The sequence below is a fragment of the Mesorhizobium sp. ORM8.1 genome, assembly GCF_053005525.2.
The window spans coordinates 54,444-75,848 of record NZ_CM132600.1 but is presented as its reverse complement, the minus strand read 5'-3'; the positions used below and the strand labels follow the sequence as shown (position 1 = coordinate 75,848).

Annotated in this window: 24 protein-coding genes and 3 pseudogenes; 19 read left to right on the top strand and 8 right to left on the bottom strand. The window is 62.0% G+C overall.

The features are described 5' to 3' along the window. The first annotated feature begins 332 nt into the window (after positions 1 to 332). The 3 genes from ACVDG8_RS00385 to ACVDG8_RS00375 all read left to right on the top strand — a co-directional run bounded on the left by ACVDG8_RS00385 (position 333) and on the right by ACVDG8_RS00375 (position 1,968). Complete coding sequence (locus ACVDG8_RS00385; RefSeq protein WP_447252936.1) at positions 333 to 590, top strand: PepSY domain-containing protein; 258 nt, start codon at positions 333 to 335, stop codon at positions 588 to 590. 76 nt (positions 591 to 666) lie between these two features. Further along, positions 667 to 1,395: a lysozyme inhibitor LprI family protein gene (locus tag ACVDG8_RS00380; RefSeq protein ID WP_447252935.1), complete on the top strand. Its 729-nt coding sequence runs from the start codon at positions 667 to 669 to the stop codon at positions 1,393 to 1,395. Between the two features lie 108 nt (positions 1,396 to 1,503). Beyond that, on the top strand, positions 1,504 to 1,968 hold the full coding sequence (locus ACVDG8_RS00375) for a hypothetical protein (protein WP_447252934.1): 465 nt from the start codon (positions 1,504 to 1,506) through the stop codon (positions 1,966 to 1,968). Positions 1,969 to 1,991: 23 nt separating this feature from the next. Here the strand turns inward: ACVDG8_RS00375 and ACVDG8_RS00370 are convergent, their stop codons facing one another. Both ACVDG8_RS00370 and ACVDG8_RS00365 read right to left on the bottom strand, forming a co-directional pair. Then, positions 1,992 to 3,869, bottom strand: coding sequence for a L,D-transpeptidase family protein (locus ACVDG8_RS00370; RefSeq protein WP_455707477.1), 1,878 nt, complete (start codon positions 3,867 to 3,869; stop codon positions 1,992 to 1,994). Between the two features lie 220 nt (positions 3,870 to 4,089). Next, a complete protein-coding gene (locus tag ACVDG8_RS00365; RefSeq protein WP_447252932.1) occupies positions 4,090 to 4,836 on the bottom strand; it encodes an SDR family NAD(P)-dependent oxidoreductase in 747 nt (248 codons plus the stop codon). A gap of 102 nt (positions 4,837 to 4,938) precedes the next feature. On the opposite strand from ACVDG8_RS00365, the pseudogene ACVDG8_RS00360 reads away from it, so the two are divergent. Both ACVDG8_RS00360 and ACVDG8_RS00355 read left to right on the top strand, forming a co-directional pair. Continuing rightward, positions 4,939 to 5,546, top strand: a pseudogene (locus ACVDG8_RS00360) (TetR/AcrR family transcriptional regulator). Positions 5,547 to 5,608: 62 nt separating this feature from the next. Then, a complete protein-coding gene (locus ACVDG8_RS00355; RefSeq protein ID WP_447252930.1) occupies positions 5,609 to 6,007 on the top strand; it encodes a rhodanese-like domain-containing protein in 399 nt (132 codons plus the stop codon). A 157-nt stretch (positions 6,008 to 6,164) separates the two neighbouring features. Here ACVDG8_RS00355 and ACVDG8_RS00350 read toward each other — a convergent pair. Next, positions 6,165 to 7,072 (bottom strand): annotated as a pseudogene (locus tag ACVDG8_RS00350) (alpha/beta hydrolase). A 47-nt stretch (positions 7,073 to 7,119) separates the two neighbouring features. On the opposite strand from ACVDG8_RS00350, the gene ACVDG8_RS00345 reads away from it, so the two are divergent. Further along, positions 7,120 to 7,572, top strand: a complete 453-nt coding sequence (locus ACVDG8_RS00345) for a MarR family winged helix-turn-helix transcriptional regulator (protein WP_447252928.1) — start codon at positions 7,120 to 7,122, stop codon at positions 7,570 to 7,572. A 17-nt stretch (positions 7,573 to 7,589) separates the two neighbouring features. On the opposite strand, the gene ACVDG8_RS00340 is transcribed toward ACVDG8_RS00345, so the two are convergent. Together ACVDG8_RS00340 and ACVDG8_RS00335 are read right to left on the bottom strand one after the other, a co-directional pair. Continuing rightward, entirely contained in the window at positions 7,590 to 8,201 is a 612-nt protein-coding gene (locus ACVDG8_RS00340) for a pyridoxamine 5'-phosphate oxidase family protein (RefSeq protein ID WP_455707476.1), read from the bottom strand. A gap of 66 nt (positions 8,202 to 8,267) precedes the next feature. Beyond that, entirely contained in the window at positions 8,268 to 8,621 is a 354-nt protein-coding gene (locus ACVDG8_RS00335) for a gamma-butyrobetaine hydroxylase-like domain-containing protein (RefSeq protein WP_041006636.1), read from the bottom strand. Between the two features lie 196 nt (positions 8,622 to 8,817). On the opposite strand from ACVDG8_RS00335, the gene moaA reads away from it, so the two are divergent. The 12 genes and pseudogenes from moaA to ACVDG8_RS00275 all read left to right on the top strand — a co-directional run bounded on the left by moaA (position 8,818) and on the right by ACVDG8_RS00275 (position 17,901). Continuing rightward, positions 8,818 to 9,813, top strand: coding sequence for a GTP 3',8-cyclase MoaA (gene moaA / locus ACVDG8_RS00330; protein ID WP_447252926.1), 996 nt, complete (start codon positions 8,818 to 8,820; stop codon positions 9,811 to 9,813). A gap of 53 nt (positions 9,814 to 9,866) precedes the next feature. Continuing rightward, entirely contained in the window at positions 9,867 to 10,379 is a 513-nt protein-coding gene (locus tag ACVDG8_RS00325) for a hypothetical protein (protein ID WP_447252925.1), read from the top strand. A 90-nt stretch (positions 10,380 to 10,469) separates the two neighbouring features. After that, the gene (locus tag ACVDG8_RS00320) at positions 10,470 to 10,826 is read left to right on the top strand and encodes a hypothetical protein (RefSeq protein WP_447252924.1); all 357 of its coding nucleotides are present in this window, start codon (positions 10,470 to 10,472) and stop codon (positions 10,824 to 10,826) included. A gap of 127 nt (positions 10,827 to 10,953) precedes the next feature. Further along, positions 10,954 to 11,874 (top strand): DMT family transporter, encoded by a 921-nt coding sequence (locus tag ACVDG8_RS00315; protein ID WP_447252923.1) that lies wholly within the window; start codon positions 10,954 to 10,956, stop codon positions 11,872 to 11,874. A 5-nt stretch (positions 11,875 to 11,879) separates the two neighbouring features. Then, positions 11,880 to 12,512 carry a molybdenum cofactor guanylyltransferase MobA gene (gene mobA / locus ACVDG8_RS00310; RefSeq protein ID WP_447252922.1) on the top strand — a complete coding sequence of 211 codons (633 nt, stop codon included), beginning with the start codon at positions 11,880 to 11,882 and terminating at the stop codon, positions 12,510 to 12,512. Then, a complete protein-coding gene (gene mobB, locus ACVDG8_RS00305) occupies positions 12,509 to 13,024 on the top strand; it encodes a molybdopterin-guanine dinucleotide biosynthesis protein B (protein ID WP_447252921.1) in 516 nt (171 codons plus the stop codon). Before mobA ends, mobB begins: the two co-directional genes overlap by 4 nt. A gap of 153 nt (positions 13,025 to 13,177) precedes the next feature. Further along, the gene (locus ACVDG8_RS00300) at positions 13,178 to 13,963 is read left to right on the top strand and encodes an ABC transporter substrate-binding protein (RefSeq protein WP_447252920.1); all 786 of its coding nucleotides are present in this window, start codon (positions 13,178 to 13,180) and stop codon (positions 13,961 to 13,963) included. A gap of 79 nt (positions 13,964 to 14,042) precedes the next feature. Next, positions 14,043 to 14,759, top strand: a complete 717-nt coding sequence (locus tag ACVDG8_RS00295) for an ABC transporter permease (protein ID WP_447252919.1) — start codon at positions 14,043 to 14,045, stop codon at positions 14,757 to 14,759. Further along, the gene (locus tag ACVDG8_RS00290; RefSeq protein WP_455707475.1) at positions 14,756 to 15,580 is read left to right on the top strand and encodes an ABC transporter permease; all 825 of its coding nucleotides are present in this window, start codon (positions 14,756 to 14,758) and stop codon (positions 15,578 to 15,580) included. The genes ACVDG8_RS00295 and ACVDG8_RS00290 overlap by 4 nt, the downstream gene beginning before the upstream one ends. Positions 15,581 to 15,781: 201 nt before the next feature. Further along, a pseudogene (locus ACVDG8_RS00285) lies at positions 15,782 to 16,650 on the top strand (NAD(P)-dependent oxidoreductase). Positions 16,651 to 16,658: 8 nt separating this feature from the next. Further along, complete coding sequence (locus tag ACVDG8_RS00280) at positions 16,659 to 17,363, top strand: DNA alkylation repair protein (RefSeq protein WP_447252916.1); 705 nt, start codon at positions 16,659 to 16,661, stop codon at positions 17,361 to 17,363. Beyond that, complete coding sequence (locus tag ACVDG8_RS00275; RefSeq protein ID WP_447252915.1) at positions 17,323 to 17,901, top strand: N-acetyltransferase family protein; 579 nt, start codon at positions 17,323 to 17,325, stop codon at positions 17,899 to 17,901. The genes ACVDG8_RS00280 and ACVDG8_RS00275 overlap by 41 nt, the downstream gene beginning before the upstream one ends. Positions 17,902 to 17,943: 42 nt before the next feature. Here the strand turns inward: ACVDG8_RS00275 and ACVDG8_RS00270 are convergent, their stop codons facing one another. Beyond that, positions 17,944 to 19,293: a hypothetical protein gene (locus ACVDG8_RS00270; RefSeq protein WP_447252914.1), complete on the bottom strand. Its 1,350-nt coding sequence runs from the start codon at positions 19,291 to 19,293 to the stop codon at positions 17,944 to 17,946. A gap of 288 nt (positions 19,294 to 19,581) precedes the next feature. Between ACVDG8_RS00270 and ACVDG8_RS00265 the strand changes: the two genes are divergently transcribed. Next, positions 19,582 to 20,151: a DUF3299 domain-containing protein gene (locus ACVDG8_RS00265; RefSeq protein WP_447252913.1), complete on the top strand. Its 570-nt coding sequence runs from the start codon at positions 19,582 to 19,584 to the stop codon at positions 20,149 to 20,151. A 15-nt stretch (positions 20,152 to 20,166) separates the two neighbouring features. Here ACVDG8_RS00265 and ACVDG8_RS00260 read toward each other — a convergent pair whose 3' ends face one another. Further along, positions 20,167 to 20,658, bottom strand: coding sequence for an Lrp/AsnC family transcriptional regulator (locus ACVDG8_RS00260; protein WP_371010507.1), 492 nt, complete (start codon positions 20,656 to 20,658; stop codon positions 20,167 to 20,169). A 108-nt stretch (positions 20,659 to 20,766) separates the two neighbouring features. After that, positions 20,767 to 21,384, bottom strand: a complete 618-nt coding sequence (locus ACVDG8_RS00255) for a uracil-DNA glycosylase family protein (RefSeq protein WP_447252912.1) — start codon at positions 21,382 to 21,384, stop codon at positions 20,767 to 20,769. Positions 21,385 to 21,405: the final 21 nt, after the last annotated feature.

The window sequence follows — 21,405 nt, the reverse complement described above, 5'->3', positions numbered from 1 at the left end:
ATCCCCGGCAGGCTCGGCGCGCCGTTGCCACCCTGTAATTATCGACAATTCTAGCAGGCTCTCGCCGAAAGCTCTACCACGAAGCGCTAATATGACGAATTCGCGTTCTGGCGCATGGTTAGCCATTCGTTGCGTAAGAAACCACTGTGGGATCGCGCCGTTGCGCATTGAAATCAAACGATTTTTCTTTCCAAGCCCCGGCGAATTGATGCGCGCGCGACAGGATCGAGACAGGCGCCCCGAGACGCGCTATTTTTGCTTTGCGGAACCAACCTGCATGTGTGCGAGTTTTTGAGCGCATCTCATGCCAACACGAGATTGAGGGGCAGTCCATGCGCACTGTTGTTTTGGCGACCGGTATCGCAGCCTTGCTTGCCGGCGGACCGGCCTTCGCGGCGGACGACCAGGCGCTGCCGCCGCAAAATGCCAAGAAGCTCTCGGAAATCATCACCAAGGTCGAGCAGCGGACCGATTTCCGCTATGTGAAGGGGGTCGATTGGGACAGCGACGGCTATACCGTCACCTACTACACGACCGACAAGGCCAAGGTCGAAATCACCTACGATCCGGTGACCGGCGAGCCGAAATAACCGCCCCAGCGTGTTTCGCCATTCCGCGATTGCACCTAGACTGAACCGTCGAAGCCGACATCGCCCGGAGGAGAATATGCGGCGTCTCAACCGAGTGTTCGCTGGGCTCATTCCCGCGCTGGCGCTGATGACATCCGCGCCGGTGCTGGCGGACGGCCCCTCCTTCGATTGCCGCAAGGCGCAATTGCCGACCGAGAAAGCAATCTGCGCCGACCCGCAAATGTCGGCCATCGACGCTCTGGTCACCAAGGCCTATAGCGGCTTCGAACCGGCCTTCGGCGGCGACAAGCGCAAGATCGCCAGAGGCCTCGCCGCGGACCGGAACGCCTGCAAGTCTGATGCCGCCTGCATCGTCAGCGCCCAGAACAATGCTTTGCAGACCTTTGGCTTCTCACCGTCCTGGGTGCAGGACTACAACATGGCGCTGATCGGCAAGAAGGCGCTGGATTTTGCGGCACGCACACCCAAACCGACCGACCAACCCCTGCCCGAGGCCGTGGGGAAATGCGGCTTCACCCATATCAAGACGCTGACGACGAGACTGGGCGACGACCCGCTGGAAACCGCGCCGCCGGAAGGCGGTAGCGCGGCGACGTTCACCAATGGCGGCGGCACCGTGTCCTATGACCGGGAACCGGGGCTTGCCAGCTCCAAAATTGGCGATCCGGTCGTCATGTGCCTGATCTCCATCCCGCGCGATTGTCCGAAGGGCGACCTACGCGGCAGGGTTTTCTACGCCGTGGATCTCGCCGCAAAGGGGACATGGGCCCTGCCGGACGCGGAGCATCTTTGCGGCGGGGCGTGACGGCGGTCTGCAAATCCGAGGCCGTGCCGTCCCCTGCCCGGCCCTTGCATCGGCACAACTTTAGTGGCTGATTGCGCGCCATAATTGCGGGCACGGGGGTGCATGGCAATGGTTGGCTACGTTCTGAAGCGCATTCTGATGGTGCTCGCCGGCTATCTGGTGGCGGTGCTTGTGGGGCTGATCGCGATCGTCGTGCTCTGTATCGTGCTGAGCTCGCTGCCCGGCGCGCCTGGCTATTTCGATTTGATGGAGTTCACCCCGATTGCGGTGCTGGTGGTGCCGCCGCTTGGCATGTTCGTCTATTTCCTGACGATCATCGTCACCGGCTTGCAGGCACTTGTCCTTGCACTGATCGCCGAATTCTTTTCGCTACGCAGCTTCTGGCTGCACATGCTGTTCGGCGCCATCGCCGCGGTCGCCGGTTTCATGCTGTTCTGGTCAGGCGCACTGGACAGTTCGGAGCATTGGCCCGACACAGCCATCATCGCCGCGGCCGGCCTTGTGGCCGGTCTGATCTACTGGCTGATCGCCGGGCGCGACGCCGGCTTCCGGCGTCCGCTCATCGAGCGCTAGACGAGCCTGGCCTGAGACGAACCTTAGCTTGACGGCGTGCGCACTGCTTCGGTTGCGTCAAGCGCCTGCATCAGCCTTGAATCGCGGTCATAGACGTCGTCGAAATACTCGACCTTGCCTGACATATCCGGCCATGCCGTGAAGTAGGCGACATAGACCGGGATGACGCGCGTGACATTCTCGGTCGAATGGCCGTGGCTCAGCTTCTCGGCGATATCGTCGACCGTGGTGTCGAGCACTGCCGCCGCCATGCCGCGCGGATCCTGCAGGCGTACGCAGCCGTGGCTCAGCGCGCGCATGTCGCGGGCGAAGAACGACTTCTGCGGCGTGTCATGCATGTAGATCGCATGCTTGTTGGGGAACAATATCTTCAATTCGCCAAGCGCATTGGCCTCGCTCGGCTGCTGGCGCACGTTGAAGGGGATGTTGGCGCCATAGGCGCCCCAATTGACCGACGACGACGGGACATGCTTGCCGCGGGCATCCGTCACCTCATAGCCGGCGCGATCGAGATAGCCCGGATCGCTGCGCAGCCTGGGCAGCATCTCGTTGACGATGATCGACTGCGGCACGCCCCAGAACGGGTGGAAATCGACCTGCTTGATCTGGTCGTAGAAAAACGCGGTCTGGTTGGCGACCCTGCCGATGACCGCGCGGGTCTTCAGCTTTTCCTCGCCATTGTCGATGTAGCTGGCGGTGAAGGCAGGCTGGTTGATGAAGACGCGCGGACTGCCGAGATCGGAGGGCAGCCAGCGCAGTTCCTCGAGCGCAACCTTGACCTTCTCGATCTTGTCGGCCTTCGAAGCGCCGACATACAATGCCACGGTGCGCGGGCCGATGACGCCGTCGCCCTTCATGCCGGCTTTCACCTGCACTGCCTTGATGACCGGCACCAGTTCGGGATCGTACACCTCGCTCTTGCCGAGCCTGGCGAGGATTTCGCCGTAATTGCCGCCCATCTCGTCATCGAGGTTGCGTGCAATAAGCGTCAACAGTTTCGGCAGTTCCGGGCTGCTCTCGCCGGGTTTCAGCAGCAGCTTCTGGTCTATGACGATTTCGTTTTCCTCGCTGGCCTCCAACGCCTCAAGCTCGACACGCAGCGCCTGGTACTCGGCGTTCTGCGGATGCCGCGATTCGAGATAGGTGCGCACTTCCTGGGTATGCGCCAAGGTCTTGAGCGCGCCCTCGAGGTCGAACGGCTTGGCCGGGAAATCGTAATAGGCGGTCATGCGGTTGGGCTCGACGCGGCCGCTTTGGGCGTCCTGCGCATAGCGCAGCACGCGCGCCGACAGCGCCATTTCGAAGCGGACCAGTTCCTTGGTGCGCTCTTGCGGGGTGGCCGTGGTCGCAGCCGCCGGGACATCGACATTGTAGTCGGCCGGCGTCAGTCCGTAGCTTGCCGCTTCGCCAAGCACCCGCACTGCATCCTGCGCGCGGGCATTGGGGGCGTTGTCGCTCACCCAGATGAAATCCGGATTGGCCGAATAGTAGGCGACCAGCGCCTTGGCGATATCCGGCTCGGCGAGAAGCTCGTAGTCGGTCAGACCAGCCAGCGCGTCATGGAACGCGTTACCGGCCGCGGACGGCACGTAGGCGGCGTCTTGCGCCGAAGCCGGCTGTGGCGGCGTCGCCCCGATCAACGACTTGAAATCGACGCGCACAAGCTTGTCGGCTTTGTAGGTGTTGTAGGTCGGGCTGCTGATCCTGACACTGGGGCCGCCGCTGGGCTGGACTCTGCGCGGCTTTGGCGGTGGTGGGAATTCCCCTTGCGGATTGTGCCTAATGCCGCCGCCAAAGAGCATGTCGAACAGCCCTTGAGCACTTGCCGGCTGCTGGCCGAAGGCAAGTGCGGCCGCAATGGCAAGCGGCACTGCGACTTGCTTGTTGCCGAGGAATTTCATGAATCACCCGTACCGGTTGAAACCGGTTCCCGTTCCGCGCCGCTTGACGGTCTCGCCCACCGCATGGCGGATCTAAGGCGTGACTATACCGATTCATACCGATTTCGTTAAGCTTCCATAAATTTTCGCGGGCGTGTTGCAGAACGGTTTCACATCATTGTGAGACCCGCAGCATCGATTGCACCGGGTCTCACACGCTCCAAAAGCGCCTCTGGAACAATCAAGCGTTGGCCCCGCCGTCGATGGTCAGCGAGGCCCCGGTGACGAAGCGGCCTTCGGAACTGGCGAGCCATGCCACCATGCCGGCGATCTCATCTGCCTCGCCGAAACGCGGCGTCGCCATCTTCTGGCGTTGGTGCTCGGCATGCGGTCCATCGGCCGGATTCATGTCCGTATCGGTGGAGCCCGGATGGACGATGTTGGCGGTGATGCCCCGCGCGCCAAGGTCGCGCGCGAGCGCCTTCGTCAACCCGACCAGCGCCGCCTTGCTGGTCGAATAGGCGCTGAGGCCCGTATCCGTCACGCGCTCGGCCAGATTGCTGCCGATCGAGATGATCCTGCCGCCATCCTGCATATAGCGGGCGGCCGCCTTCGAGGCGACGAACGGCGCCCTCAGATTAACCTCCATGCTTTCATCGAAGTCGGCGAGCGACAGCATGTCGATCGGCGCGGCGCGCCAGATGCCGGCGCTGTTGACCAGGATATCCAGCCGGCCAAATGCGTCCATTGCCTGATCGACGGCCTTTTCCAGCGCCTCGGCGTTACGGCTATCGGCCTTGATCGCGACGGCGCGCCCGCCGCCGGCCTCGATCTCATCGACAACGGCGCGCGCCTGCCCTTCGCCATTGACATAGGTCAGGGCAACGCTTGCGCCGTCGCGCGCCAGCCGCTTGGCGACGGCGGCGCCTATGCCGCGGCTGCCGCCGGTGACGAATGCGACCTTGCCGGCAAGCTGTTTTGAAGACATCGATTTTCTCCTTTTCTATAGCGATCGATACATAAATACCTGTCAGCCTTGCCTGCTATCGTCAAGTGAATTATGTATCGATTGACACAGAAAAGAAGCGCCATGTCGGACAGAGGTCGCCCAAGGAGTTTTGATCGAACCGCCGCCTTGCGGCGGGCAATGGAACTGTTCTGGGCCAAAGGCTATGAGGGCACCTCGATTGCCGACCTGACGGCGGCGATGGGCATCGGCTCGCCCAGCCTCTATGCCGCGTTCGGCAGCAAGGAGACGCTCTTTCTCGAAGCGACCGAGTACTACACCCAGGCCGAAGGCACCGAGATCTGGGCGGCGCTCGACAAGGCGCCGACCGCGTGCAAGGCGGTCGAGAATTTCCTGCGCCAGACAGCCAAGGCCTATTCGCGGAGCGACCGTCCGCAGGGCTGCCTGATCGCGCTGGGCGCGCTGCATGAAGACTCCAGCAGCGGCGCGATCTGCGATGATTTGCGACGCCGCCGGGCGGAGAACCGGGCCGCCTTGCTGCGCCGGCTCGAACGCGCGGTGGTTGAAGGCGAATTGCCGGCGAACTTCGACAGCGGCACCGCGGCGACCTTCTACGCTACGGTCCAGCACGGCATGTCGATACAGGCGCGCGACGGCGCCTCTGCGCAGCGCTTCTGGCCACGGTGGCCGGCGCGATGGCGGCCTGGCGGGGGCTGGCTGGAACGACGTGACAAACAGCTGGCATTGTGCTGGAAATCCGGTCGGCGGCGAAAAAGCGCCGGGAGGATCGTCGATGAAAAAAGGATATCGCCAGCTGCTCGACGAGGCCAATGCCGAGATCGAGGTCGTATCGCCGGAGGAAGCGGCCTCGTTGCTGGAGGATGACGGCACGATCTTTGTCGATCTGCGCGATCCCCGCGAGGTCGAACGCGATGGCCAGATCCCCGGCGCCAAGCATGTGACGCGCGGCATGCTGGAATTCTGGATCGATCCGGAAAGCCCCTACCACAAGCCGTTCTTCGCCTCCGGCAAGACCTTTGTGTTCTTCTGCGCCGGTGGCTGGCGTTCGGCGCTTGCAACGAAAACCGCGCAGGACATGGGCCTGACGCCGGTCAAGCACATCCTGGGCGGCTACACGGCCTGGAAAGCGGCCGGCCTGCCGGTCGAGCCGGCGAAGAAGAAGGCCGACTGAGCGGGTTTGAATTCGAAAGGTGTGTCGAGATTCAGGTCAGGCCGAGTCGAAAATGACGGGTTCTGAGAACCGGAGCGGAGCGTACTGAAGTACGTGAGCACCGGAAGCGCAGGAAACCGGCATTTGCAGGCCGGCATCATCTGAATATCGGCACACCTTAGTGTAGGGTGGCTTCGTGCGGCCCGGCCACGAACCCCACGGCACGCTTGACGACATCCTTGTCGGCCAGGATGCGGCGATGGCCAAGACCGTCGGCCCAGTGCAATCGCACATGTTCGCCTGCGCCGGCGTATCGCCTGGCATGGTCGGCGTTGACTTCGCGATCGTCGGGCGCATGGATGATCAGCGTCGGCACGGATGCAGCGGCCAGTTGGCGGTCGCCGGTGAAGTCGCTGAGCGGCCGGCCCGACAGGTGCCTTACCCTGTCCGCCATGGCGACCCGCGAGCGCGGCCCGACATTCATCATGTCGCTGAAATCGTCGAAGATCGCGGGCAGCGAGCTCGGCGCCGCGATCAGCACCAGCTTTTCGGCTACCAGCGGCGGCATGCCCTTGACTGATGCCGCGACGGCGTTGGCGGCGATCGCGCCGCCGAACGAATGGCCGACGACGGCGGCAAACGGACCGAACCATTCGCCGGCTACGCGCGCTGCATCCACCGCATTGACCATGTTGAGATGGCGGCCGAGCGAATGCCCGTGACCCGGCAGGTCGAGCGACACGACCTTGTAGCCGGCAGCGCGAAAGCCTTCGATCAGGCTGCGCATATACTCGGTGCGCGAGCGCCAGCCATGGATGACCAGCACCGTGCCGCGCGCCTCCTGCCCGGTTCCGGCCGGAACTCATGCACGGCGACGCAGTCTTTCCTGGTTTTCAGCCGGTGATGGCGCGCTTCGGCCATGAAGCCGGCGGCGCGCGCGACGGCGCGACGCTCGCCATCGCTCAGCGCTTTGACATTGGGTGTGCGGCAAAACAATTCGAAGGCGGCGCGGCCGCTGAGACGCGGCACGACATGCTCGGCCGCGCCAAAGACGCCGCGGATGACCTTCAATCCAAATGATGCCATATTGGCGATCCATCCATTCGTTCAAGCATGAACATAATAGTTCAAACATGAACATTAAACAAGAGCTGCCCTGGGACAACCCGCGCTTCCGCAACTGGGTTGCGGTGGCGCGCGCCTGCCATGTGCTGGAGCGTACGCTGGCCGTGAAGCTCGCGCCGCTCGACCTGAAGCCGGCGCAACTCGACGTGCTGATGAACCTCTACCGCCACCCCGGCATGTCGCAGCACGACCTTGCCCGCAAGCTCCTGGTCGGCCGCTCCAACATCACCATGCTTTTGCCGCAGCTGGAAGCCCGCGGCCTGTTGCGGCGCGAAAGCGACGAGAAGGACAAACGCGTGCTGCGCCTAAACCTCACCGAAGCCGGCGAGGCTTTGCTGATGCAGGCGCTGAAAGTGCATATGACGCTGATCGAAAAGGCAATGAGCCAGTCGACGCCGGAACAGTGCGACATGATCGGCGAGCAGATGCGCAAGATCTACGACGTGCTGAAGGAAGCCTGACTTTCAGGGCGCGCCGGCTACCACATCGTCTTCTTTGCTCGTTCCGGCCATTCGTTATCATAGGTCTCGCCGTCGATATTCCGGCGGCTGGTGACCTCGAGGATCTGCCCGGGCGTCGGCAGCGACTTCGGATCGACATGCTTCGCCGAATTCCACAGATCCGAGCGCACGATGGCGCGGGCGCACTGGAAATAGACGGTATCGACCGCAATGACCGTGACCGATCGGGCCGGCTTGCCGTCGACAATAAAGGACGCGCAAAGCTCCGGATCGGTGGTGATGTGCGCGCGGCCATTGATGCGCAGCGTCGTGCCCGAGCCCGGCACCAGGAACAGCAGGCCGACGCGCGGATCGCGAATGATGTTCTTCAGCAAATCGGCGCGGTTGTTGCCGCGCCTGTCGGGCATCATCAGCGTCTTGTCGTCCACCATGCGCACGAAGCCGGCAAGGTCGCCGCGCGGCGAGCAGTCGAGCCCTTCTGGTCCGCTGGTCGCCAGCGCCACGAAGGGCGACGCCTCGATAAAGGCGGCATATTCGGGAATCACATGGTCGAGTTCCTTGACGATCGAGGCCTCGCCCGGCAGGCCGTAAAGGGCTTCGAGCTGTTCGACCGATGTGATGAGCGGCATGTTTCGTCCTCCGAACCTTTGCCGGCGCTACGCCAAGTCGATGACGGTTTAACGACAAATGCCAGGCTAGCGATCCCGGCTGAGCCCCTTTTCGGCAAGCTCTGCCAGATAGGCGTTCCAGCGCTCGTCCTTCTCATGACCAAGCGTATGCAGGTAATTCCAGGTGAAGATGCCGGTGTCATGGAAATCGTCGAAGGTGATGCGCACCGCGTAGTTGCCGACCGGCTCGATCTTCAGGATCGCGACATTGCGCTTGCCGGGCACCGTCACACGCTGCTCCGGCGAATGGCCCTGGACTTCCGCCGAAGGCGACGCGACGCGAAGCAATTCCGCCGGCAGTTCGAACGGCTGATGGCCTGGAAAAGTCACGGTGAGCAGCTTGCGGTCTTTCGAGACCCGCAGTTCCTTCGGTGCCGTCATGATCGGTCCTGTTTCGGTAGCGCCCTTCCCTACGCTGCTTCGCAAGGTGCGGGAAGCCATTTGAGGGCAGCCGACAGAGAATGTCGGTCGGGGAATGTTACCAAAGATCAAGACCTTCTATCTTGAATGCGGCATTGGATCGTATCACATAGCTGTATATAACGACGACGCCACAGGCCACGGAACGCTTGAAACCATGAACATGATCGACCCATTTGGTCGCACGATCAGCTACCTGCGCGTGTCGGTCACTGACCGCTGCGATTTCCGTTGCACCTATTGCATGGCCGAGGACATGACCTTCCTGCCGAAGAAGGACTTGCTCTCGCTTGAAGAACTCGACCGTCTCTGCTCCGTCTTCATTGAAAAGGGCGTCAGGAAGCTCAGGCTGACCGGCGGCGAACCGCTGGTGCGCAAGAACATCATGCATCTGGTGCGCCAGTTGTCTCGGCATCTGGAAAGTGGTGCGCTGGAAGAATTGACGCTGACCACCAACGGCTCGCAGCTGTCGCGCTTTGCCGCCGAGCTTGCCGATTGCGGCGTCAAGCGCATCAACGTCTCGCTCGACACGCTCGATGCCGACAAGTTCCGCCAGATCACCCGCTGGGGCAATCTTGGCAAGGTCATGGAAGGCATCGACGCCGCGCAAAAGGCGGGGTTGAAGATCAAGCTCAATGCGGTGGCGCTGCGCGATTTCAACGACGCCGAAATCCCCGAACTGATGCGCTGGGCCCATGGCCGCGGCATGGACCTCACCCTCATCGAGACCATGCCGATGGGCGAGATCGAGGCCGACCGCACCGACCAGTACCTGCCGCTGTCGCTGCTGCGCGCCTCGCTGGAGCGCCAGTTCACGCTCGCCGACATTCCCTACAAGACCGGTGGCCCGGCCCGCTACACCCATGTCGCCGAGACCGGCGGCAAGCTCGGCTTCATCACGCCGATGACGCATAATTTCTGCGAGAGCTGCAACCGCGTGCGGCTGACCTGCACCGGCACGCTCTATATGTGCCTCGGCCAGGAAGACGCGGCCGATCTCAGGGCGCCGCTGCGCGCCTCGGAAGGCAACGAGCTGGTCGGCGCGGCCATTGACGAGGCGATCGGGCGCAAGCCCAAGGGTCATGATTTCATCATCGACCGCCGCACCAGCCGCCCTTCAGTGTCGCGGCACATGAGCGTCACCGGCGGCTGATTTTTTCCTTGGCTTGGTGCATGATCACCTGCGGTCATCGGCCGAGGGGTACAATGCAACATATCCGTCGTATCGGCTTGTCATCATTGTCCGCGCTTCTGTTTCTGTCGGCGAACATGGCCCCAACGGCGCTGGCCAAGCCATTCACCTATATCAACGCGCGCTTCAGCACCGTTTGCACTTTCCCGGACCAGATTTTCACCGAGCGCATGCCCGAGCCGGAAAATGGCGACGGCCTGGAATGGCATAGCGCCGACGGCGCCAGCGTGGCCTGCTACGGCAGCTACAATGCGCTCGATGCTACGCCCAAGAGCCTGGTTGAGAACGAAAAAGCCAGCCCCGATCCGGGCGAGAAAGTCACTTACTCCAAGACCGGCAAGGACTGGGCGGTGCTGTCGGGGACCAAAGGCGACAACATCTTCTACGAGCGATCGGTGTTTGGAAAGGAGGACATCATCCATACCGTCTTCATCCAATATCCCGCGGCGCTCAAGGCGAAATACGACCCGCTGGTCGGCGCCATTGCCGCCAGCCTGCACGAGGCGTCCGGGGCACACTGGAAATAAACCTTCTCGCAAGTCGCGAGCCCCGATTTACCACGCGCTTTTTCCAGCCTAGCGTGTTGCTGCGGTTTTGGCTCTATGGGGGAAATCCACATGCGTAAATTCATGCTTACGATTGCAATGCTTGGGGCTGCCTGCCTGCCGGCGGCGGCTCAGTCGATCGGTGGCACCTACACCGTTGACGGCACCAACTTCGATGGCTCCAAATACGGCGGCGAGGCAACGATCACGCTGACCAGCGACACGACCTGCAAGATCCATTGGGAGACCGGCGGCTCGACCTCGGACGGTATCTGCATGCGCAACGACGATGCCTTTTCCGCCGGTTATGCGATGGGCAAGGAAATCGGTCTCGTCGTCTACAAGATGGAGAAAGACGGCTCGCTGCACGGGTTATGGACAATCGCCGGCCAGAACGGCAACGGCACCGAAGTGCTGACGCCGAAATAAGCCTTCGACACAGCTGCAAATCGATCTGTTGGGCCGCGGAGAACATCCGTGGCCCATTTCTTTGGCGTTGCTGTTTTTCCGTCGCCTGCTAGGGCTGACTTAAAAATAGAATCCGGAAACGCCGCCCTTGCCTCTTTCGCCAAATCTGCGCGGCGCGCTGTTCATGATCGTGGCCATGATCGGCTTCACCTTGAATGACGCGATCACGAAATACTCCTCGGAATCGATGAACATGGCGCAGGTCATGCTCGTGCGCGGCGCGTTTGCCTCGCTTTTCGTCGGCCTGCTTGCCTGGCAGCGCGGCGCGCTGACCAATCCGGCGGCGATGCTGCAGCCGATGGTGGCGACGCGTGTCGCCGGCGAAGCCGGCGCCACATTGTCATTCCTTATCGCGCTCTCCCATTTGCCGATCGCCAACGTTTCCGCCGTTCTGCAGGCGTTGCCGCTGGCAGTGACGATGGGAGCGGCTCTGTTCTTCGGAGAGGGCGTCGGTTGGCGGCGATGGCTGGCCATCGCTGTCGGCTTCGCCGGTGTGCTCATCATCGTGCGGCCGGGCTTCGAGGGGTTCAGCGTCTATTCGCTGCTGGCGCTGACCAGCGTCGCCTGCTGCGCGGTGCGCGACCTCGCCACCAAGCGCATCCCGCAAGCGATCCCGACCATGCTGGTGTCGACGGCGACGGCGATCGCCATGACCGTTCTTGGCGCCCTGCTGCTGTCGCCGATGGGCGGGTGGACGCCGATGACCGGCAACGCCACCGCGTTGCTGGCGCTGGCAGCGGTGCTGGTGGTCATCGGCTATCAGTTCATCATCAAGGCGATGCGCTCGGGCGACATCTCTTTCGTCGCACCGTTCCGCTACACGGCGTTGCTGTGGTCGATCCTGCTCGGCCTCGTCATCTTCGGTGATGTTCCGGATCTGCCGATGATCGTCGGCGCCACGATCATCATCGGCTCGGGTCTTTATGCGCTTTACCGCGAGCGCATTGTCGGCCGGCGCCAACCCGCAGCCGAAAGCGCTGGACCCGACATGGCGCCGGACGGCATATAGGCGCGATGGTCACAGAAATTGCCGGCATCATCCTGGCGGGCGGCCTGTCGCGACGCATGGGCGGCGGCGACAAGCCCCTGCTTTCCTTGAACGAAGCGAGGTTGATCGACCATGTCGCCGCGCGCCTGAAGCCACAAGTCGCCACGCTGGCAATCAACGCCAATGGCGACCCGATACGATTTGCCGACATCGACCTGCCGGTGTTTGCCGACACGGTGCCGGACTATGCCGGACCGCTGGCCGGCATTCTGACCGGACTGGAATGGGCGGCGACGCAGGCCGGTTGCGAGGCGATGGTGAGCGCCGCCGGCGACACCCCCTTCTTCCCCGGCGATCTGGTCGAGCGCCTGGCTCAGGCGGCGGGCGAACGGCCGGGCAGGATCGCCGTCGCCAGTGCCGACGGCCGATGGCACCCGACCTTCGCGCTCTGGCCGCTCGGCATGCGCGATTCCTTGCACCGCTTCCTGGTCGACGAGCACAACCGCAAGGTTTCCGCGTTCATGAAACGGCACGATTTCGTTGTGGTGGATTTTCCGATGATCGAGGTCGAAGGCCAGCGCATCGACCCATTCTTCAACGTCAACACGCCGGACGACCTTGCGGTGGCGAAACGTCTGTTGCAAAGCCTCCAGCCATGAGACGCGTATTCGGCATCACCGGCTGGAAGAATTCCGGCAAGACGACCTTGACCGAGAAGCTGGTCACGGAACTGGTTCGGCGCGGCTGGACGGTCTCGACCGTCAAACATGCGCATCACGACTTCGATATCGACAAGCCGGGCGCCGACAGCTTTCGTCATCGTGAGGCGGGCGCGACGGAGGTTGCGATCGTCTCCGGCCGGCGCTGGGCCCTGATGCACGAATTGCGGGGCGAGGACGAGCCGAAGCTGGACGATATCCTGGCCAGGCTCACGCCCAGCGATATCGTGCTGGTCGAGGGCTACAAGCGCGAAGGCCACAAGAAGATCGAGGCAAGGCGGCTCGAGGCCAAGGATCGCACGCCGCTTTCCGCCAATGATCCGAACATTGTCGCCATCGCAGCCGACTTTGCGGTCGAGGGCGAAAAACTGCCGGTTTTCGACCTCGACGACACCAAGTCGATAGCCGACTTCGTCGAGCGCAGCACAGGTCTCGTCGCTCAAACCAAGTAACGCTGCGGCAGGCAGGGATTGTCGTTTGCCGTTGATTTGCGGTTGCTTTTTTCTCGCAAAGAGTGGGAGTATCCGCTGCAGCGGGCGGTCAACAAACCACCGCCCACAAGAGCCGCACGGGACAGCGGCCATGATAGTTATGAGAGGATCATCATGCGTATTGCACTGCGTATCGCGCTTGCCGCTTCGGCCGCGCTGCTGACACTTGGCGTCGCCCAGGCTCAGGAAAAGACCCTGAGGATCGGCACTGAAGGTGCCTACCCGCCCTTCAACAACCTGACCTCCGACGGCCAGCTGGTCGGCTTCGACATCGATATCGCCAAGGCCCTCTGCGACGAGATGAAGGTGAAGTGCACTTTCGTCGCGCAGGATTGGGACGGCATCATCCCGGCACTTCAGGCCGGCAAGTTCGACGCCATCGTCGCCTCGATGTCGATCACGCCCGAGCGGGCTCAGAAGGTCGACTTCACCCACAAATACTACAACACACCGTCGGCAATCGCCGTGCCGAAGGATTCCCCGCTCAAGGGCGTGACCAAGGCGGACCTCGCCGGCAAGAACATCGGCGTCGCCACCACGACCACACACTACAACTATGCCTCGAAGACCTATACCGACAGCACCATCAAGGGCTATCCGAGCAGCCCCGAGGAGCAGGCTGATCTGGCCAATGGCCGTCTCGACGCCATCGAGGACGACATCGTCGTGCTGCAGCAATGGCTCGATTCGCCTGACGGCGCCTGCTGCAAGATCCTCGGCCAGCCTTCGCCGCAGCCGGTCGAGATCTTCGGACCGGGCGCCGGCATTGCCGTGCGCAAGGGCGAGACCGACCTGGTCAACAAGCTGAACAGCGCGATCGACGCCATCCGCAAAAACGGAAAGTACAAGGAAATCAACGACAAGTACTTCAAGTTCGACGTCTTCGGCGCCGAGTCCTGATCGTTAAGCCAAAAGCGGCGAGGCATCCCCTCGCCGCTTTTCCTTCTTCAAGCGATCGCCACGGAGACACGACCCGTCAATGCCGGCCCAAAGCATTTGGACTCTTCTCAGCTGGGGACCGGATGGCTGGAGTGACGACATTGCCTATGGCGTGCTGGTCACGATCGCCCTAGCGCTTGCCACGCTTCCTATCGGCCTGGTGATCGGCTTTTTCGTCGCTTTCGCCAAGCAGCACGAAGAGCCGGCGTTGCGGCTGGCCGGCAACATCTACACCACCGTCTTTCGCGGCCTGCCGGAACTGGTGACGCTGTTCCTATTCTTCTTCGGCATGCCGATCCTGCTGCAATATCTCGTGCGGCTGTTCAATCCGGACGCCACGATCGACGTCAACAGCTTCATCGCCGGCATGATCGTGTTGTCGCTGATCTTCTCCTCCTATGCCAGCGAGGTCTTCCTCTCCGCGTTCCGCGCCATTCCCAAAGGCCAGTATGAGGGCGGCTACGCCATTGGCCTGTCGAAATGGCAGACGATGCGGCTGGTGGTTCTGCCGCAGCTGATACGCATCGCCTTCCCGGGTCTTGAGAATTGCTGGCTGAGCCTGCTCAAGGACACGTCGCTGGTTTCCGTCGTCAACCTTGCCGAGACCTTGCGCAATGCCGGTGTCGCGGCGCGCGTCACCAAACATTCCTTCCTGTTCTACAGCGTGGCAGCGCTGGTCTTCCTCGTGCTCGCCATCCTGTCGTCGATCGCCACCGGCTTCATCTTGCGCTCGCTCGGACGGAGAGAAGCGCGATGAGCGTCAGCCAGGCCGCCGCTGTCGAAAGGCCGCCGCCTCTGGCGCGAGGCTGGTCGCGCGCCCGTATCCTGGGCTATGCGCTGGTCGGGTTCTGGATCCTCTTCGGTCTCGGCATCGTTGCCTATCTGGTCTATGCCTGGAACGCCGAGTTCTTCGCCAGATACGCGCCGGCCTACCTGCAGGGGCTTGGAACAACCTTGTCGCTGGTGGCGATCTCGATGGTGCTGGGCGCGCTCATGTCGCTGCCCGTTGCTTATGGCCGCATGTCGAAGAACCGGGTGCTGTCCGGGCTCGCCTATTGCTACGTCTATTTCTTCCGCGGCACGCCGCTTCTGGTGCAGACCTACCTCGTCTATTACGGCGTCGGCTCGTTCCGACCGGAGCTCGAGACAGTCGGGCTGTGGTGGTTCTTCCGCGAAGCGTTCTATTGCGGTGTCTTCGCCTTCTCGCTCAACACCGCCGCCTATCAGGCCGAGATTCTGCGCGGCGCCATCGAAAGCGTTCCGCGCGGTCAGTGGGAAGGCGCGGCTTCGCTCGGCCTGCACAGGCTTCAGACGCTGCGCAAGGTCATCCTGCCACAGGCGATCATCGTGGCGCTCAGGCCCTACGGCAACGAGTTGATCCTGATGATCAAGGCCTCGGCTATCGTCGCCATCATCACGGTCTACGACCTGATGGGCAACGCCAAGCTCGCCTATGCAAAGTCCTTCGACATCCAGGCCTATATCTGGGTCGCCATCGTCTACCTGGTGATGGTCGAAATCCTGCGCCACGGCGTCGAATGGATCGAGCGCCGGATCACGGTCCACCTGCATCGCTAATGCATGTCGCGCAATAGTGTGCAGCGGTTTTGCGGCAACGACATGCATAAAAACAAAGACCTAAAGCGCGTCACATGAATCCGTTTCAGCGCGACGCGCTTTAGGCTGTACCAGTCGATACGGCTTTGCGCGCCTTGACGAATTTGCTGCAGCGCATAGAGCTTCCGCAACAGCAAACTCTGTCTTCGGAAGGTACGGCCTATGGTATCTGTGGCATTTCTCGGTCTGGGCGTCATGGGTTATCCCATGGCCGGGCACCTCAAGAACAAGGGCGGCCACGACGTCACTGTCTATAACCGCAGCCCGGCCAAGGCTGAGCAATGGGTCGCCCAGCACGGCGGCGGCTTGGCGCTGACGCCGGCGGAGGCCGCCGAGGGCAAGGATTTCGTCTTCTCCTGCGTCGGCAATGACGACGATTTGCGCTCGGTGACGATCGGCGCCAACGGCGCCTTCGCTGCGATGACGAAGGGCGCCATCTATATCGATAACACCACGGCTTCGGCCGAGGTCGCGCGCGAACTCGACGAAGCAGCGCGCAAGGCCGGTCTTTCCTTCCTCGATGCCCCGGTTTCCGGCGGCCAGGCCGGCGCCGAGAACGGCCTGCTGACCGTCATGGTCGGTGGCGAACAGGCGGCGTTCGACAAGGCCAAGCCGGTGATCGACGCCTTCGCCCGCATGGTCGGGCTGATGGGTCCGGCGGGTGCCGGTCAGCTCACCAAGATGATCAACCAGATCACCATCGCCGGTCTCGTCCAGGGACTGGCCGAAGGCATTCATTTCGGCAAGAAGGCGGGCCTCGACATCGAAAAAGTGATCGAGGTGATCTCCAGGGCGCCGCCGGCTCATGGCAGATGGAAAACCGCCACAAGACGATGAATGCCGGGAAATATGATTTCGGCTTTGCCGTCGACTGGATGCGCAAGGATCTCGGCATTTGCCTCGCCGAAGCCAACCGCAACGGCGCCAGGCTGCCGGTGACAGCGCTCGTCGACCAGTTTTACAAGGATGTGCAGGAGATGGGCGGCCGCCGCTGGGACACGTCCTCGCTGCTCGCCAGGTTGGAAAAGTAGGCGGCGCGATGGCCCTGCCCGATCCGAGCTGGAGCGCCGACGACATCGTCGCGCATTTGCGCTCGATCGGCACAGAGGCCAACCGCACTGGCATGGCGCGCTTCGGCATCAACACCGAACGCGCGCTCGGCATCGGCAATGCCGAATTGCGGCCGCTGGCGCGCAAGCTGAAAAAGAACCACGAGCGGGCGCTGCTGCTATGGGACAGCGGTATCCGCGAGGCGCGGCTGCTGGCGGCCTTCACCGGCGAGCCGAAAAAGATCGATATTGCGCTGTGCCGGCGCTGGGCCGGCGATTTCGATAGCTGGGAAATCGTCGACACGGTCGTCGACCTCTTTATCGAGACACCGTTCTGGCGCGACCTGATCGAAGAGTTCGCCGCTGACGAGCGAGAATTCGTCCGCCGCACCGCCTTTGCCATGCTGGCCTGGAGCGCGGTCCATCTGAAGAAGGAGCCGGACGCGACATTCCTGGCCTATCTGCCGCTGATCGAGAGCCATGCCGGCGATCCGCGCAACTTTGTCCGCAAGGCGGTGAACTGGGCATTGAGGCAGATCGGCAAGCGTTCGATGACGCTGCACGCCCCTGCCCTTGCGTTGGCCGAGAAGCTTGCGGCATCCTCCGACAAGACGGCGCGATGGATCGGCAAGGACGCGGTGAAGGAACTGACGGATGCCAAACAGCTCGGAAGGCTCGCAGCCGCAAAAGCCTGATCTCGCCGGCATCCGCTTCGTCGAAGTGACGCAGAAAACACGCGGCCGTTTCGAAACCCTGTTCGAGCAGCCGGGCGCGCCGAAATACTGCTGGTGCATGGCCTGGCGCCACTCCGGCCGCGCGCACGTGCAGAACGACGAGAAGAAGCGCATGATGATGGCACGCATCGATTCCGGCACGCCGGTCGGCATTCTGGCCGAGTTGGACGGCAGAGCGATCGGCTGGTGCTCGGTCGCGCCGCGCGAAACCTATCGCAGGCTTTCAAAGCAGCAGGACGACAGCGAGACCGGCATATGGTCGATCGCCTGCTTCTATGTCCCTAGGGCTTTGCGCGGCGGCGGGCTTGCCTCCGCCCTGCTCGATGCGGCGATCGACCATGCTTTCGCCATGGGCGCGCGCGTCGTCGAGGCTTATCCCGTCGACGAGGCCGCGCCGAGCTATCGCTTCATGGGCTTTCGCGACATGTTCGTCGCGCGCGGCTTCCACGAGATCGGCACCGCCGGGACACGCCGGCATGTGATGCGGCTGGACCGTTGAACCCGGTCTGGGTGGATCGTCACGACACGGATACGGAAGCTGCTATCGGCGCAGATCGTGAACGCCGAGTTCCTTCCACATCCACTCGAAGCTGTAGGTTGCCATCGGATGGGTCGGATCCGGCTGCTTGGCAGTCTGGTTTTCGAGGTATTTCAGCCAATCGGCAACCTTTTGGCGCCCGGCCGCGGTTTTGGCAGTCTGACGCGGCGTCTTGTTGCCCAACGCCTTGACCGGTTGGTCGAGCGTCTCCAGATAGTGCCGATCTAGATACTCGCGGATGCCCTGTTCGGCGATTTCTGGCGGGATGTTCGATCGCGATGTTTCGGCACCTTCGCGTGGCCGTTCGGCCTTCATCTGCTCGACAGTGCGAATTGCGGTAAGCGGTGTCCGGACAAGATCGCCGAGAGCCTGTCGGATCAAGGCAGTCCCCTTTTCCGCCCGTGCGGCGGAATTGGCGGACAGATGCAGGAAACGGCCCTTCAACTCGACGTTGCCAAGCACCAGCGGACCATTATCCATCCTGGTATCAATGGCAGGACCGGCAGCCGCTTTTGTTTCGTTGCCACCTTTCGGTGTCTTTTCCAGCCAATTCCAAAATCTCGTGTCTGCTTGCGACAAGGCCAGGATACTGTTCAGTCGGGCGACGATATCCTCCTCTCTGACGCCGGAGCCGAGGGGAAATCGCACGTCGTGGAATGCGATTTCGTCACCATCGGTGTTCTGCAACCTTGGTCCCGCTACCCTTCCAAGACTGTCAAACAACCACGAGAGCGTGAACATGAATGCTGCCGCCTGTAGCTGTTCGTCTTTGATCGCAGGTAGCTTTTTTGCATTTCTTTTGCCGAAAAGGCCTCGCAGTCCATCGAACAACGTTTCCGTAGCATGCGGGCTAAAGGGCAGGACGCCCCCGCACATGACGTTTTTTCCCGTAACCGGTACGATCCGCGCGGCAAGCCTGTCCCACTGCGTCAAGGTTTTTGTCGCGCTGCCCTCGCTGACGGCGATCGGCTCGCCACCGCGGATAAGGTCGCGCGCCATGAAAGATACTCCCGGAACGACATTGGTCACCTCGTACAAACTCATGACAGAGGTGCGCAGCGCCGCCATATAGGCTCTTGATTGCGCGCTTTCCTTCCAACCTCGGCGCTTGAGGTAGTCGTCGACGATATTGGTGGGTTCACCTTCGAAATCCTGCGTCAGGAAATCCTCGAAAGCGCAACCCCAAAGAGTGTTCGTCCAATGGTCGCCGAGGACTTCGGCAAGGTCTTCAAAATCCCCTTCGCCGTCGAGGACCGGACCGAAATGTTCGTTGAAAACGTCCTCGAAGCATTCGCGCCATTCGCCACGGGCAAGAAATTTCATCAGCCCCTTGAGATCATGGCTGGTCGGCATAAACTTTCTCCAGGCTCACGCGATCCTCGGCGGGAACATGACACGTCTTGCACCGGCTTTTATTCTGCCCCGCCAAGGCGGCAAGGCAAGGCTCTGTTGGCGATTTCCCTAGATTTCTTGGCGCCGAGCTGAGCCCTTGGCCAGACCGAAGATGCTGCAGCCGTCCATTCGGACTTGGGCGCGATCAAGGTTGCGATATGGCTGTGCATGATACCGGCAGGCGGCTGACTCGAGGATCACGGCGGTTTTACTCGATCCCGGTCGCGAACAAGTCGAATATGCAGCGCCATGCATAAGCACCTCATCTCAACAGCCGCACTGGCCATCGCGCTGTCGCTGGCCACCGGCGCCGATGCGGCGGCCGATGTCGCGCATATATTCTGGAAGGATCTGCGTCCTACCACGCAGGCGATCGCCGAAGACGCAAACTTGCCTATGATCGCGGCGAAACTGCCCGATCACGGCGAGACTTTGTCGCTCAATCTGCAGGGCAAGACGATACAATTAGCCGGCTATGCATTGCCGGTCGATCGTGACGGCGACCTCGTTTACCAGTTCCTGCTGGTGCCCTGGACGGGGGCCTGCAGTCATATGCCGACGCCGCCGCCCAACCAGATTGTCCTGGTGACGCCGGCGCATCCTTACAAGATGGCACAGGCATATCAGTCGGTCTCGGTCACCGGCGTGCTGCAACCGGACATGGAGAAAAGCCAGCTCTTCATCCTCGACGGCGTCTCGATCGTCCAGTCGGGCTACACGGTGCGCAAGGCCAAGGTGGCCAGCGTCGACTCCGTGCCGGATACCGTCACCCTGCCGGTCAACTCGCCGTGGAGTTTCCTCAACAAAAAGAAGAACTAAGACTCAACGCGGCGATCACGCCGCGTTGGCGCCCGATTCCTTGTCCAGCACCATGTAGTCGAGCGGGATCTCGGTCGTGTATTTGATCTGTTCCATGGCGAAGGACGACGACACGTCGCGGATCTCGATCTTGGCGATCAGCCGCTTGTAGAACGCGTCGTAAGCGCCGATGTCCGGCACCACGACGCGCAGCAGGTAATCGACATCGCCGCTCATACGGTAGAACTCGACCACTTCCGGGAATTCCTGGATGACTTCGGAGAAGCGGCGCAGCCATTCATGGCTGTGCGAATTGGTGCGGATCGACACAAATACGGTGACGCGCACATTGACCTTCTCGTGGTCGAGAATGGCGACGCGCCGCTTGATGACACCCTCTTCCTCGAGCTTCTGGATGCGGCGCCAGCACGGCGTGGTCGAAAGGCCGACTTTCTTGGCGACGTCGGCCACCGCGAGCGTGGCGTCCTCCTGCAGGAGGCGGAGAATTTTTCTGTCTAGGCGATCCATGGGGAAGCTCCAGGGGAATAGTTTGGCTATATTCCTTCTTATCCGCACCTTTAACAAGAAAGAAATTCTGCCAAAGGCGGGAAAAGCGAGTGATTTCTTGCAAGATAGCTAATCGATGCGATAGCGGATTTCCGACTGCAGGAAAGGCAGCAAATCCATTTCAAACCAGGGATTCTTCTTCAGCCAGCCGCTGTTTCGCCACGACGGATGCGGCAGCGGCAGCACTTTTAGCTTGCCCGGCGTGTCCCAGACGTCACGCCAGTTCCTGACCGTCTCCGTCAGCGACGGCAGCCGCGCGGTGTCCATATGCCAGGCCTGGGCGTAGCCGCCGATCGTCAGCACCAGGTCGATCTGCGGCATCAGCGCCATCAGTTCGGCGCGCCAGGCCGGCGCGCATTCGCGGCGCGGCGGCAGGTCGCCGCCCTTGGCATCCTGGCCGGGAAAGCAGAAGCCCATCGGCACGATGGCGAACTTTCTGGTGTCGTAGAACTCTTCGTCGCTGACGCCGAGCCAGCTCCTCAAGCGATCGCCGGACGCATCGGTGAACGGCATGCCGGAAACATGCACTTTGGTGCCCGGCGCCTGGCCGGCGAGCAGGATGCGCGCCGTCGAGGACGGCAGCAGGATAGGCCGCGGTTCGTGCGGCAAGGGCCGTCCAAGCGGATGCTCGACGCAGATGCGGCAGGCACGCACCCTGGCGGTGAGGCGCTCCAACGCTTCGCTCATGGCAGGTGGGCTATCCAATCG